The 14,187-nt window shown below is 42.9% G+C and carries 14 protein-coding genes; 1 reads left to right on the forward strand and 13 read right to left on the reverse strand.

The window, feature by feature from the left end; genetic code table 11:
* The first annotated feature begins 55 nt into the window (after window positions 1–55).
* Complete coding sequence (locus BK582_RS22075; protein ID WP_078597104.1) at window positions 56–397, forward strand: YolD-like family protein; 342 nt, start codon at window positions 56–58, stop codon at window positions 395–397.
* A 172-nt stretch (window positions 398–569) separates the two neighbouring features.
* Here the strand turns inward: BK582_RS22075 and BK582_RS27930 are convergent, their stop codons facing one another.
* The 13 genes from BK582_RS27930 to BK582_RS22135 are packed head-to-tail and all read right to left on the reverse strand — an operon-like array spanning window position 570 to window position 14,177.
* On the reverse strand, window positions 570–1,577 hold the full coding sequence (locus BK582_RS27930) for a peptidoglycan-binding domain-containing protein (RefSeq protein ID WP_139368283.1): 1,008 nt from the start codon (window positions 1,575–1,577) through the stop codon (window positions 570–572).
* Window positions 1,574–1,804 carry a hypothetical protein gene (locus BK582_RS22085; protein WP_078597105.1) on the reverse strand — a complete coding sequence of 77 codons (231 nt, stop codon included), beginning with the start codon at window positions 1,802–1,804 and terminating at the stop codon, window positions 1,574–1,576. The genes BK582_RS27930 and BK582_RS22085 overlap by 4 nt, the downstream gene beginning before the upstream one ends.
* Before the next feature lie 14 nt (window positions 1,805–1,818).
* Window positions 1,819–2,172, reverse strand: coding sequence for a hypothetical protein (locus tag BK582_RS22090; protein ID WP_078597106.1), 354 nt, complete (start codon window positions 2,170–2,172; stop codon window positions 1,819–1,821).
* 36 nt (window positions 2,173–2,208) lie between these two features.
* The gene (locus BK582_RS22095; protein ID WP_078597107.1) at window positions 2,209–2,445 is read right to left on the reverse strand and encodes a hypothetical protein; all 237 of its coding nucleotides are present in this window, start codon (window positions 2,443–2,445) and stop codon (window positions 2,209–2,211) included.
* Window positions 2,442–2,636 carry a hypothetical protein gene (locus BK582_RS22100; protein ID WP_078597108.1) on the reverse strand — a complete coding sequence of 65 codons (195 nt, stop codon included), beginning with the start codon at window positions 2,634–2,636 and terminating at the stop codon, window positions 2,442–2,444. The genes BK582_RS22095 and BK582_RS22100 overlap by 4 nt, the downstream gene beginning before the upstream one ends.
* Window positions 2,633–6,730 (reverse strand): Gp37-like protein, encoded by a 4,098-nt coding sequence (locus BK582_RS22105; protein ID WP_078597109.1) that lies wholly within the window; start codon window positions 6,728–6,730, stop codon window positions 2,633–2,635. The genes BK582_RS22100 and BK582_RS22105 overlap by 4 nt, the downstream gene beginning before the upstream one ends.
* Window positions 6,730–7,878, reverse strand: a complete 1,149-nt coding sequence (locus tag BK582_RS22110) for a hypothetical protein (RefSeq protein WP_078597110.1) — start codon at window positions 7,876–7,878, stop codon at window positions 6,730–6,732. Before BK582_RS22110 ends, BK582_RS22105 begins: the two co-directional genes overlap by 1 nt.
* A gap of 15 nt (window positions 7,879–7,893) precedes the next feature.
* On the reverse strand, window positions 7,894–8,745 hold the full coding sequence (locus BK582_RS22115; protein WP_078597111.1) for a phage distal tail protein: 852 nt from the start codon (window positions 8,743–8,745) through the stop codon (window positions 7,894–7,896).
* A 15-nt stretch (window positions 8,746–8,760) separates the two neighbouring features.
* A complete protein-coding gene (locus BK582_RS22120) occupies window positions 8,761–12,726 on the reverse strand; it encodes a peptidoglycan DD-metalloendopeptidase family protein (RefSeq protein WP_078597112.1) in 3,966 nt (1,321 codons plus the stop codon).
* Window positions 12,727–12,763: 37 nt separating this feature from the next.
* Window positions 12,764–12,907 carry a phage tail assembly chaperone GT gene (gene gpGT / locus BK582_RS27330; RefSeq protein ID WP_169910676.1) on the reverse strand — a complete coding sequence of 48 codons (144 nt, stop codon included), beginning with the start codon at window positions 12,905–12,907 and terminating at the stop codon, window positions 12,764–12,766.
* Between the two features lie 47 nt (window positions 12,908–12,954).
* Window positions 12,955–13,317 carry a phage tail assembly chaperone G gene (gpG, locus tag BK582_RS22125; protein WP_078597113.1) on the reverse strand — a complete coding sequence of 121 codons (363 nt, stop codon included), beginning with the start codon at window positions 13,315–13,317 and terminating at the stop codon, window positions 12,955–12,957.
* Between the two features lie 47 nt (window positions 13,318–13,364).
* Entirely contained in the window at window positions 13,365–13,562 is a 198-nt protein-coding gene (locus tag BK582_RS22130) for a hypothetical protein (protein WP_078597114.1), read from the reverse strand.
* Between the two features lie 3 nt (window positions 13,563–13,565).
* On the reverse strand, window positions 13,566–14,177 hold the full coding sequence (locus BK582_RS22135; protein WP_078597115.1) for a major tail protein: 612 nt from the start codon (window positions 14,175–14,177) through the stop codon (window positions 13,566–13,568).
* Window positions 14,178–14,187 lie beyond the last annotated feature (10 nt).

The following is a 14,187-nucleotide window of genomic DNA, read 5'->3' on the forward strand; positions in this document are numbered from 1 at the left end:
TGTTCTTGTTTTTGGAGGTTTATTTTTGTATCCTACATATAAGGGGTGATCAACTATGAAGGAAATAGACATGTCAAAAAACAAAGATCGAGGAACAATAAAGTGGACAGCCATGATGCTTCCGGAACATATTGCTATGTTGCGTGATTGGCACCATGAGCAAAGTAAAGTTCCTAAGCCGCAACTAGAAGAGCAGCAGTACGAGGAATTTTCTTACATTATGGCTGAAGCTATGGAGTTTAACAGAGAATTAAAGATTACTTACTGGAAGAATGGATTTTATGAGGAATTTACTGGCCATGTTCATTACGCTGATCCAGTCACCAAGAGGTTACATATGAAGAAGAATGAGGACATTGAATATATACCGATTGACTGTATTGTTGCTATAAAGTGATTTGTCGAACAAAAATTGTATACTTTTGTAATTTTCTGATATATATTGGAATTAGGAGCAGAGGACTTAGCAAGGAGTCCTGGGAAAACTGTTCCGTAAAAGAGTGGGTATGGAGAAGTCCTGCTCTTTTTTTTGTATGTGAAAAGCCCGGAATTAACCGGGCTCTTTTTTATTATCCAAACATATGACCCCAAGTTGCTGGTCCAAGGATTCCGTCATTTGTTAATGAACTAAACCCTCGCTGATAACTTCTCACAGCTGCTGCAGTTTGTGGTCCATAAATACCGTCAACAGTTACCCCTATGACACGTTGCACAGCACGTATATCAGTGCCGCGAGGATAAGCTCCTCGATCATGACGGCGGACACCCACATATCTTACAATCATCCTTAATCTTTGAATTGTAGATGGGCCAGGGCGCCCGAAAAAGTTTCCGTTTCTGCTGGAGATATTATGCTTCAACTGGAATCGCTCTATCGCAGCTAAAGTTTCAGCACCAGGCTTTCCGTCTGCTCCAAACCTAGGCAGCTGCTCACCTGCACCGATCAACAATCGCTGTCCTTGTGTAACTGATAAACCAGCTTCTTTAAACGCTACTTCGATTTCTGAATACTTCTGTCTGGCTGACATTTTAGCAAAGGACGGAGTGGATCCAGTTGAGCTTGATTTTGTTTGCGTCGGCCTGTCCACTTTAACTTTTTCGCCCTCCCGGTAAGCTTTAAATTCCTGTCTTAGCCTATTCATATTCTGGCCAGGACATTGTGTATTTTGACCAGGAAACTCATTATGGCCCATGACATCATCTACAGTTAGATTAAGGTCATCAATCACTTTTTTAGTACGTTCAAACAAGACCCTTTTTTGACTTGGCGAAAACTCTTTGTTTGCAACTACGCACATATTATAAATGTAGCTGTTTTGACCTCCTACACCGTTAGTCACCATTTCGTAATCGTAACAGAGCTCTACATCGTTATTATCAGCATCTGATAAAATTATTTCAGCATATCCGCCAGTAGACCAAGGAGGACGATATTTGCTCCATGTGTTATTCCAAAATGACCAAAAACCTCCTCTTGCTGTACCTGACCAATGCCAAGCCACTTTCCTGATTTGGCTTTTAGATCGTCTGGTATTTCGTTTTGGTGTTTGCGATCTCAAATCAATAATTTTACTCATTTAAGCCCCTCCTCTTCTAATTTTTTTCGTTGTTTCTGTCCAGTGGGTGTAGCATATTTATTGTGGTAAACTGCATAACCCACAATTGCCAGTGGTCCCAAAGTGGCTAAAAAATCTAGCCACTCATTGGGGACTTCTACTCCAAAACTTGCTTTTAAAGCCAAAAAAAGAGCCGCCACTGCTGCCAGGACGTACTCCACAATATCTTTTAAAACTTGCTTATCCATATAAAAGCCTCCCTTTAAGGTGAATAGTATGAAATTAGTATCGGCGAAATAGCCAGTATCAGAGGTATAATAATCGCGACAATACCAATAAGATTCCTGGTTAACTGATCCCGTCGTTTGTCCTCCTGTTTTTTGTAAGTTTTAAACTGCTCCTTCAGCTGAAGAATATCTCTTTCATTGTCCTCAGCTAAACCAAGAGCTTCACGACTCCTTTCATTAGCTTCATGGGCGGCCTCAAACTTCTCCTCAAACTTCTCTTCAAGCTTTTCCATTCGCCCATCCAGTTTAGTTAGCGATTTAGACAACCCCCGCAGCTCGTCATATATTTCTTTAGGGCCTATTATGACCCCATTTTTCTCCTCACTCATTGTCCCCTCCCTGTTTGAGACATAAAAATAACACTACTACTCAGCAGTGCCCTCCTCTTTATCTTTATTTATTTCATTCAACAGATGATTTTTTGCTTTCTCTTCCAGCTTTTCAATTGATTCGTTACCAGCATACTCCTCAGCACTTAACTCCAGGTTTCCATTAACACTTATTGTCCTTTCTTCATTTTTTGCGGCATATGCTACCTGCACACTCTTCACATTATTGTTTTCGTCATACCGTGTATTTACTGAACGGATTTGAAAATTCATTTTCCTTCACTCTCCTTTTTTTCTGTCCCTTTTAATAACTCTAATTCCCCGACTTTTTCTTCCAACTTTTCTGCATAATTAATAATCGCTTGCTTTGCTGCCTGTTCATTCGCCAGCTGCACCTCTAAAGACGCAATCTTGTTCGCCAGCTTTGCTTGTACGTCATTTGAATTATACGTTACTTTTTTCATGCGGATTCTCCCTCTCTGGTTAATTTATCTTCTAATTCATCAATACGGCTCTTTAACTCTTTTACAATTGGTATAAGGAGTGTCCACGCCCTTTCCTGATAGTTTTCCACCTCCCCGTCCATATAGTCCACATACTCTGGCAATCCTACAGCTTCAAAGTCATCCGCAATTAATCCATAATACCTGCTTAATCCTTCTGTTGTACCCCCGTTTTCCTCAACCTCAGCTATGTCATACCAGCTTTTAGGGGTAAGATCTAAAAGTTTATATGGATCTACATTTACTTCTTGGATATCTGTTTTATACTTTTCAGCAGAGGTGGAACGATAAAAACGATATTCTCCACTACCATCATTTGCTATCCTCACATTAGCCTGGTTACTGGATGTATTATCCTGAGTAGCATTGTTATACATAGTCCCATCGTCTCTGATCCAAAAATCAGTTCTGAAGCTTCCTCCATTAACATGACTCCTGATTTCAAAGGGGATCATCCCAGAAGCTCTGTTTCCATAGTGTGTGTTATGAATGTTATTACGAGAGCCGATTTTGTGACCATTCGCAAACATAATTCCATTATTGTTTTGTGAATACCCCCCCGTGCCAGGAAGGTGCATACCGCCATTCACATATATGGTATCTCCGGTGAAATCAATCATATCCGCATAAACTCGGAAACCATCTAGATTAACACGATCACCAGATTTATTTACTTTATAAATCTCTAAAGCATCATTGAGGGTATTAAATTCTGCATGGCCAGTTTCTATAAATGGCCGGTTAACATCAGGCTGCCATTGCGCAACCTGCAAGCTTAAACCAACGCCTCCTTCTTGCTCAATATTGGGGTTGTCTACTACTAATTGGCTGGCCCTAACCTCCCCGGAAAAAGTACCAGTGGCTCCACGAAGCTCGCCACCAAACTTAAGATCGCCCCGGACTTCTAGTTCTTCTGCCGTCACAAAAGCATCTAATTCGATTCGGTCTGCCTTAGCACTAATTTCACTTTCCAAGCCGTCAATCGTCAGCCAGGCTTGCGAAACCTCCTCGCCCAGGTTATCAACTGTGCTGGCGTCCGCCTTCAATGTTATCTGGCTGTTGAGACCGTTTATGTCTACCTCCACACTGTTCAAACGCTGCCCATGCTCAGTGACTGTTTCACTGTCAGCTTTCAATTCAATCTGTCCCGCCATTGTGGATATCTGGCCTTCTGCTGTGGATACACGATCTTCAACTGCGTTTACTTCGGTTGTAGTTGCTCTTAGGTTGATTGCGTCTGCATTCTGTACAATTTCAGTTTCCGCGCTAACAAGCCTTCCAGCAACACTGTTTGCCGCACTAACATTAATAACAGTTTCCCTATAACCCGAAGGTACAGATGCATCTTCTTGAAAGTTTACTAATGTCCACCCACTAATCTGGATATTCTCGTACATATGAGCTGTTAATTGATAAGAGTCCCGGGTTGACGAACGTATATATACATCTAAATACTGCGTATCGTAAGTTGTATTCGTTAATATACGAATCTGTGAAATTGGAAAAGATCCATAGCTGGAGAATCTGGTTATAAATAGCTCTTCATTCCTGTTGTAATGAGTTTGCGCTGAAAATTCTACTACTCCATGATGCCCGGAAGTTGTATCCTTTATTAAGAACCTTGCACTCGCTCTGTTACCTGAGTTAGTTGCTATTCTGTACCAAGCTCCTTCGGCAGGAACACTTCTTCCTACTTTTTCTCCTTCAACAGCAAGAGTTTCCAAATCAGAGACAGCAGTATTTAATGTATTTTGAGTGACCCTTTGACTTATCATGTCAGCATGTTGCTCCTGTACACTCTCTACATTCTCAAAACGTGTAATTACGCCATCCTGATCCACTTGATATTCTGTTTTAGTCACCATATCCGCAATTAAATCTGCCTGCTGACGCTGCACAGACTCCAGTTCACTGACCTCACCTGTTAAGGTATTCACCGAGGATTGTTCAGCCTTTGATTCAATTGCCAATGCGTTTTGTTCAATACTAGTTTTAGCCTGGTTTAATTCACTTCCGATATCGCCAACCTCATCGGCAAGTTGATTAAAGGTAGTTTGCTCCACCTTCGAACCTAAACCTTGTTCGGTCTGGTAAATACGTGACTCGTGGCTTTCCAAATCAGTTATAATACCATCCTTGTCCGCTTCATAGACAGTTAAAGAAACAACGTTATCAAACATGCTATCTAATTCAGAAATTGTGTAAACAGAATCAGCATCAGCTTTGCTTACTAACTGACCATTGACCCAATCCGCATCCACTTTTGAAGACACCTCGGTCTGCAGCTCATTTACAATGGAGGTATCGGCCTTATACTGCAGCTGTCCGTCTACATATTCCAGGCCGGCTTTTTCAGCTATATCCTCCGTTAACTCCTGGACTTTTGCTTCGTATACCGCCTTATTAACGGCGTTAACGTCAGTATAGTTTTTTGCACTTCTTTCCGCTTGGTCTGCTACGGTATCAGCGTGTTCTCTTGCATTTTGTTCTGCTTCACCGGCTTTTTGATCTGCATGATTCTTAGCGTTACCCTCGGCTTGATTAGCCTTCTCGGAAGCATCCTGCTGCGCTCTGCCTTCATAAAAAATATCTTGATCATCCGCATGTTGTTTGGCATCCGCACGGGCATTACTTGACTTCTTAGAAGCGTCATCCCTGGCAATCTCTTCATATAGAATGTCCTGATAATCGGCGTGTCTTTTCGCTTCCTGCTCAGCTTGGTAAGCTTCCTCAGAAGCAAACTGCTTTGAAGCTTCCAGGTTCGCAAGTGCCTGTTCGATTCTTGCCTGCTCTTCTGCAGATAAACGCCGGTCTGAATGGTCAATAGCTTCACGCATACGCTCTACGGACAGCTTTGCAGGCAGTTCCTGTTTTTCGATACCATCAAGCTCGTTAAACTTATCTTTGATCTTGCTGATTAGGGTTGGCTGCGCCTCTCCGAATATTGCTTCTAAACTAAAGCCAGCAGGTTCATACACCTCTATAAATTCAGTAATAGGTGCTTTCATGGTGACATTCCATCTTTTATTAAATACATCTGTTAAATCCCCAAGACGGAAATCCTTCTCATATTCAAAAGGTGTGTTCATTGAAAAACCTTCCGAATGATGTTTAATGGAAGGTGTTAAGATTTGAGCCTCCAGATAAAAGGTAGTGGAGAACTCCCTCATCTTTTGCTCGCCGCGTACTATAAGCATCTGTTCGACTTCATCTTCTGTCAGCTCTTCCTCTTCTTCCTCCCCCTCTGAACCAACATCCCGGGCATCTATAAATGTCTCCAGACGGCTTATACCTTTTCCTTCTCCAATCATTACGATCTTTCGCTCTGCGCCTTCGCCCTGGCCGCCAACATATCCAACATTTTTATAATCACTGTCGGAGTCCACAAACTGCTGCGTCTCAATCGTATTAAAATCAGGACTAAAAAAAACAGGTGGATTACCTGCTTCATTGCCCTGGGTTAAATCACGTGGTTCAACCACATCAAATATCCACTTTTTTCGTTCAATATCGGCGTAAACTACCCAGCCAATATTAGTTTGCTTCGCAATGCTGCTTAATTCATCCGCTACATTCTTAAAACGGCTTTCCCACTCTATGCGGGGTCCACGATTCTGGTTAGGTGCAATTTCTATAAAATCAATTTTCCTGTCAGGATCATCTGGATTAACAAAGTGGCGGTCAATATAATGCTTCATAACTGTCTCTGCATCGCCGGACTTTCTGTCATGGCTGGTATGTTCCGGTGGTATCGTGACTCGCTGATCTGTAATGCCGTCCAGGGTGACTCCTGTTACCTTCCAGTTTTCTGTTGCCTTACCGTTCTGGTCTAAAGCCACTTCCCGATGACGGATTAACATGCTTTTGTCGCCGCGCTTATCTATGACAAGCTGATTACCTTTTTGAAAATACTCGGCACCTTCCACATACTGATTAATATGCAGCTCAAATTCACCGACTTCATAGAACCGAGGATTAAACTGCAGGGAAAGGTAATTATCCGTTTCATGAAGTAATTCCATATTGTCAGAATATATTCGAATGGGCTGTTGCATTAACGCCACCTACCTCGCGCGGTATAGCCTAAATAACCACTGGCTTGACTGTTTGTAGACATGATATAAACCTCAACTGAATCACTGGATACGTTTCTAAGCCCCGGCCATTGAACACCGGCTTGACGCCTTGATCTTGCCTCAACGCTAGGTCTTTCAACAAAAGGCTCCGGGAAGTTAAAGTTTTTATGGTTGTAGAAGATATTTGAGCCTTCATTTACTGTTGTCGCACTGGTATCATCAAATTTACATTCCATCATCCCATTGGAATACTTGATGAAAGAACCGTTTGCTTTCTGCCCTTCCTCTACTACTAGGACGTGTTCCTGAAATTTCCCCCAAGGAGATCCGCCTGTTAATGAGTTTGAAGCCCGTTTAAACTCTCCATATATTTCGTAGTTCCGGGAACTTGTCCAATCAAAAATAGTAAAAGTTTGTACTCCTGTATTACTTCGGTTAGCAATCGTATGGACATATGCTCTTAAGTTACTTAAGCTTCTCCCATATTGGCCAGGGCTAATCCCAATAGCATCTAACCATGCCTGCATGATTTCCGGATTAGCGCTTCCGGAAAGATAAAACTGCGCTATCCCTTCTGCATAGTCTCCTGGCGGTGCACTTGGATGCTTAATATCCACCGTATTAATTTGATCTCCTACCCTCCGTGCAACCTGGACACGTCCACACAGTTCATGGTCTCCACGCTCATCTGTTATCTGTGAGTCATCGATAAAAGATTTCCCCGTAGTTATTCGTACTTGAGCTAAAGAGAGCTCATATACATAATCATTTCTTGTTAATGAAGGTGGCTCCGGGCTTGAACCTGTGGTCCCTTTCTTCACATGTGCTTTAATATGCCTTGCATCTATGTCTCTATCCAAACGGAGGACAACCCGGTCTATTCGGTCATTATTTGGGTCTGCCGGGTCATGTGTAAGAGTAAGGCTGGAAGTATTGGTATACTCATGCCCTTCTATAAAACCTGCACCCGGTCCCAAGATCGTATTCATGGAATTATTAGCTGACACCCTTAATCCTTCAAAAAATCCATTGCCTAGGAAGTTTTTAAAGAACTGTGCAAAATCCTCAGCCTGATAAGTTCGCTCATCTCCTGTGACGGAGTTAAAGAACCGTGACAATTCTGCCATTAAGATCACTCCTTTCTATATCCCGACATACTTGTTATGCCAGCTGATAGCTGCAATTGCCTCAGCAATCCCTTCATCTGCTGTATATCTTAATTCATTATCGCCGTCTTTGAGCTGCCAGAAATCGCTTAGATGGTCCATGTATCCCATTGCTTTTATTATTTGATTGCCTCGGTGAATTTCTACCCGTTTTGCTTTTGGGTTCGTATCTATATATAAAACTTCCTCCGGAGAAATAGCTGCATTAATTCGAATAAATTCGCCTGTTGTTCGATTTTCAATCATTGGCCGCCGTAGTGGACCTTGAATTGTAATAACCACCGGCGCAGAAGTATCACCATCATTTTTAACGGTAGTTACATCTCCCTCAATGCCAAACTGAACAGGAAAGGTAAAAGGGAAAGTGAATTTTCCCTCATATGCCCTTAATGACCTGGACACCTTTACTGGATCTAACCAGTAAGGATCTGGTGCAATGAATTGAACTACAGAGCTTTGAATAAATTTAAATTGTTGTTCATCTGCTGTAGGAAGGTGATCCACATCTACATAGATAATGTAGGTATTGTTATCGTCCTCATATTTCAATTCACCCTGGCCAAGCTTAGGATTCATGATGGCAGCTAACCTCTTCCGATGAAATGCAATTTCTTCTAGTGTTTTTCCTTTATAAGAAAATTCAATCGCTATATCTCTTTCTTCTAAAAGGATATCTACTGGGGTTGCTCCGTCCTGTCCATAGGAACGCACGGTTTGCCGTTCTGAATCTGTATCTCCAAGACCTGAGACCTTATTCATAATATAAGGGGGATTAGGGCCAAATACGACCCGTTCCCCTTTGGAATTGGTAAAGGTTAATTTCCTCATGTTTTTCCACTTCCTTTACAATCCTTCACCCATACGCTGGTTTGCTTTTTTCCAAAGCCTTGTTGCTCCCCGATGTGTTATTGGCTCAGGGCTAGTATAGTGAACGTGTGTGTCTCCTTTTTTCTGTTTCAGTAATTCCATCATCATGGCCATTGCTTCTCCCATCCGTTCAATAGTTTCCTCCAGTTTATCCATACGATCACTGCCTCCAGGATTAGGCAACTGCCCTGGTCGTTTTGCCCCTCCTCGACTTTCAATATCTTTACCTGCAAGAGCAAGCAGCTTCATAGCTTCTGTGGCTCGTGACGGATCTGTTGGGATTACATACTCTGGATAACCGCCGTCAGCCAGAAGAGCAAACATCTTATCTTTAATCAGGCCTCCTGTTTTAAACCCTTTAGGATTTACAGGAGTACCGTTTTTCCTGATCTCGTAGTGAACGTGTGGGCCCGTACTCATACCAGTAGATCCTACTAAAGCAATTCTCTGCCCTTTCGTTACAACTTGTCCGGCACTTACAAGGTTTCTGCTGTTGTGTGCGTAATAGTGGTCAAAGATTCCAGACTTTACAATAACAACGTTACCAAAGCCACCTGACCACCCACTAAACGATACGTTACCTGCGCTTTGTGAGTGCAGAGGAGTTCCTGTAGGCGCAGCGTAGTCTATCCCGTTATGATGCCTTCTCTGACCCGTGACCGGGTGTGTTCTCCACCCGAAAGGGGAAGTCATCCGGAACTGTGCGCCGAATGAAGGAGATCCACTTGGCGCTACTTCGTCCTGTGTACCTTTTAACTTCTCGACTACGGCATCACGTAACCCAGAAAAACTACCTCTCATGATACCGCCAGCAAAATCTTCTGCTCTTGGCATGCTTACGCCAACAAACTCCATCGCCTTTTCAAACAGTTTACGTGGAGCCTCTAACAGCCACCCAACAGCGTCACTTGCAAGTCCTTTGATATTTTGCCATCCTTGCTGCGCTTTTCCTTTCACCCAGTCAAACGCTCTGCCGACTCCCGATTCATAGCCAGGCAAGCCCATGCCATCTTTCAGGAGCTTCTCTGTTTCTTTGTTAGGAAGGACGCTGGATCCTTTAGGAAGGTTAAGAAGTTCAGCTCCCTTTTCACCCAGAATCGTGTAACCCATGCCCGGAAGATGCGCGAGTTCCCTTCCTTTTTCTCCGACTATTGCCGGACCGCCTGGATGGTTTTTTGTTCCTAAAGCGTACTGAGGAACATTAATTTCTGGAATACGCAGACTAACCCCTATTTTCCCCAGTAGATTATTCATTCCTCCGACTACTTTATTAACTCCAGTTTCCAGAGTGGAACCCACTGTATTAGAGAAAGACTTTATTCCCGAGGTGGCTTTGCTCGCCATATTTTTAATTCCGTCACCAATTCGGCCAGGTAACTCCCGTGCAGCAGTAACCATATCGTCAAAACGATCTTTCAGGTTATCTCTTATATCACTAGCCAGGTCACGGAAACGGTCTTTCATGCCGCTAAATCTTCTGACTGCCTCATCTCGCATGGAAAGAACCCGGCCGATTGTATTATCCTTCATCCGCTGCATTCTCTCTGTCACGCCGTCACGTAACCGATTTCCTAAATCAAAGAAGCGATCTCTTAAATTGGTGAACCTTTCTACAGCCTGGTCACGCATATTAGAGATTCTTCCAATAGTGTTGTCTCTTAATGCCTGAATCAAATTGGTTACTCTGTCACGAAGAGCAGTTCCTATTGAAATGAAAGTGTCCTTTAAATTCGTAAATCTTTCGACCGTATTGTCGCGCATTCGCTTTATGCGATCCTGTACGTTGTCTCGCAAATTTTGAATACTGTTTAGGACTTTGTCTCTCAATTCTTTCGTTCTTTGGATTGCTCTGTCTTTCAGATCAACAAAGAAACCAATTACTCTGCTGACCATTTCAGATACAATTTCACGGGCTCGTCTTCCTAAATTCAGGAACCAGTCTACGATTGCATTAACCATATCCGGGACAATAGAGTTACCCACGAGATTCATATAGAGATCTCTGAAGAAATCAATGATATTTCGGATAAATGATAGTGCAAAATCAATAATGGCTTTAAATCCGCCTGAAAAGACGGTTTTAATTCCCTCCATCATTTTACTTATGTCGCCGGTCAGTAATCCTGCCAGAATTTGAATAATACCCATAACAGTATTTTTGGCAACTTCAAAAACTAAAACTATAGCATCCCAGGCAGTTTTAAATATTAATTCCACTGCTGGCCAGAAAGTTTTAAAGGCATCCCATAAAGCGCTTAGGAAAATCATTACTCCTGTCATGATATTGGAAATGGCGCCGGTTATGGATTCCTCGTTTTCTCGCCAAAACTGGGTGATACTCGATGCAAAATCTTTAAAGGTTTGCACCACGTTATCAATTACTGGTTTTATATATTCTATCGCTGCCTGGAAGGCTTTTTTAGCGCCGGCAAGAGCTATATCTACCCGTTCACGGAAAGTATCCGAAGAACGATAAGCTACCACAAATCCGGCTGTTAAAGCCCCAATTACAGCTACAGCAATTCCGATTGGTCCAGTGAGTGCTGCAAAGCCAACTTTTAATGCTGGCAGAATACCTCCCACTCTACCAACCCACATAAATAATCTTCCGAATAAAGAAACTATGGGGCCAGCTACTTTCAGGAATGTCCCGAACGCGAGTGCCATTGGGCCAATCGCAACTGCTACAGCTGCTGCAATCCCAATCCACCGCCTGGCTCCATCAGACAGTTCGCGCCACCAGTTGATAAGCTTCATCACATTCTCAGTTACGCCATCAATAGCATTCTGGAAGTAAGCTCGTATCTGTGGCATATTCGCAAGAACCCAATCGAGCATTCTTTGGAAGTGAGGCATAAGCTCTAAGCCTATTGAATTTACGACTCCGCCCATTGCTCGCTTTATGCTGTCCTGGGCATCCTGGAATTCTTCAGCTGCTTTTATCTGGTCTTCACTCATCACAATTCCAAGCTCTTCGGCTTTCTGTTTCGCCTCTTCTATGGTCATAGACCCATCACGTAAAGCAGGAAGTAGTTCCTGACCTAGTTTGTTACCAAACAATTCTCCTGCAAGTGCTGCCTGTTCTGATTCATCCGTCATCTCAGAAAGAGTCTGAATGGATGTAGCAAATGCGTCTTCTGTGGAAATTGTTCCGTCTCTTACGCCGTCCATGTCTACTCCAAGGCGTGTGAGTGCGTCAGCATATTTCTCATTTCCTTCAGCAGCCAATCCCATGCGCTGGTTTAACCTCTGCAACGCATTTTCCATGCTTTGGTGTGATAACCCATTCTGGCTGGCCCAGTAGTCCATTTCCTGATAAAAGTCAGTAGAGACGCCCATTCTGGCAGCGCCTTTAGCGACTGCATCAGCATTTTCGGTTACTTTGTTCGTTAGCGCAAACAAAGACACCCCAAGACCTGCAGCTGCAGCCCCTACACCGAGAACAGCTCCTGTCCAAACCTTACCAAAATTCTGTATGCCTTCCCCGGCTTTAGACATTTTCTTCCCGGTTTCGTCTAACATTTTTCCGGTCTTTGTCCATGGAGAATTGGCGATGCGCTGCTCTTCATTTAACTTTTTAAGCTCTTTTCGCACGCCTTCTGTGTAGTTTTGAAGGTTGTTTAACTCTGCTGACTGCTTGTTGAATTCCTGGGCAGCCTTTTCTGCTTCTTTGGATCCTTCACCATGCTGCTCGACCATTTCTTTATACTTCTTTTCTGCTTCGTCTGTAATTTTGGTTTGTACTTCAATTTTCTTGTTTAAGCCTTCCAGCCGTTTTTCGTACTTCTCTACAGAACGATCGCTCCGGTCAAAAGCAGACATGTTATTACGCATTTCAGAGTTAACCGTTTTAAGGCGGTCTTTTAATCCTGTTAACCCACGTTCAACCTGTGTGGTTTCTAAATCTAATCCAATGGATAACCCTTTTATCCTGTCTGTCATAGCTTCCCCTCCTTCCCTTTAGACATAAGAGAAACCCTTAACTCCCGAAGCTAAAGGCAGAAATTAAGGATTTTTCTTCTTGCGGTTGATTCTTTTCGCGAAGAATGGACACTACATAATAAAATGGCATATCCAGTAATTCATTTATGTCTTTTCCGTTCTTCATTAAATCCACAATCATTTTATCTATATACTCCAGTTGTTTTTCAGGACTGAAATCTTCCTCAGTTAGCCCTTCTTCGCCAGGAACTTTTTTGTTTCGTCTGACTGGTCCCCCTGGGCAACAAACATTAGCTGGTTTTGAAGTGCTTCGAGTGCGTCTGGAGCATGCAGCCTGTCGTATAACTCCTCCACAGTGAACTGATTATCATATATTTCTTTTGCTACGAACTCCGCCAGCATTTCCATCATCTGAAGTTCTGACGCTTCCTCATCCTTCGTCATATCTGCCTGAAGCTGTAAAGCCTGGCGCACTTTAGAGAAAGGGATAAATGGAGGCGTCCAATACTTTTGCAGTTCCGGCTCACCGCCGTTTGCCACCTCTTCAGGGTTTTTTAGTAATTCAATCATGTTTCGTTTTAAATTTGCCATAACAATTCTCCTTTATCTGTATTTTGTTAGTAGAAAAGAGCAGGGGATTATTCCTGCTCTTCGTTCTCTTCTTCGACTTCTTTAATCAGTGGCACGCCAATTTTATTTTTAGAAGTGGACAACTCGTCCAGCCTCTTCTTACTCACCTTTTTGTTTGCTGGGCGTGGATACGGCTTATCTTTCCGGTATACTTTGTCACCATCTTCAAGATCGGTAAAATCGTGCAACACGATGTATTTGGCCATCTATTACGCCCCCTCTGGTTGCGCGTCATCTAATTCCGGATATGGCTTTCCAAAAATCTTCAAGAACAAAGCATCTCGCTTTGCCGTTTCTCCTTTTGCATCCTTGCCAAACAGCACTGACTTATCATCAGAAAACCCGTCTACTTTTCGATCCATGAAAGCAGCAGAGATTTCTTCCGGATTAAATTCCACTCCGCCTTGCTTAGTAGATCCTGATTTGTTTGGACGAAGGAATAATCCTTTGGTAAGACCTACCCATTCCGTTGAACCGTCCTCGTATGTCTTAGCAAAAATAACAGCGACATATGGAGGGGTGTCATTGGAACCATGGGCGTAAATGCCTTCCTGTTCTTCAAGACCAAGCAAAACAGATTTATCTTCTTCAGGTATTTTGTGGAACTGCGAAGAAACAGTAATGTCACCTGCTGCCACAGCAATTTCAGCCACCTGGTTATCACCGTATGCTCGAACCGGCTCCTGCGGCATTTCAACAGTTATGTTCTGTAAAAATCGAACACGTTCTGGATTCGTCTCCGCTAAATCATTCTGCCCGAGCTTTGCGTAATAAAATTTATCCACACCTGTGGCCGCACGATAATTTTTTTCTTCCGGCATGTTTTATCAC

Source organism: Evansella clarkii (genome assembly GCF_002019695.1).
Taxonomy (GTDB): domain Bacteria; phylum Bacillota; class Bacilli; order Bacillales; family Salisediminibacteriaceae; genus Evansella; species Evansella clarkii.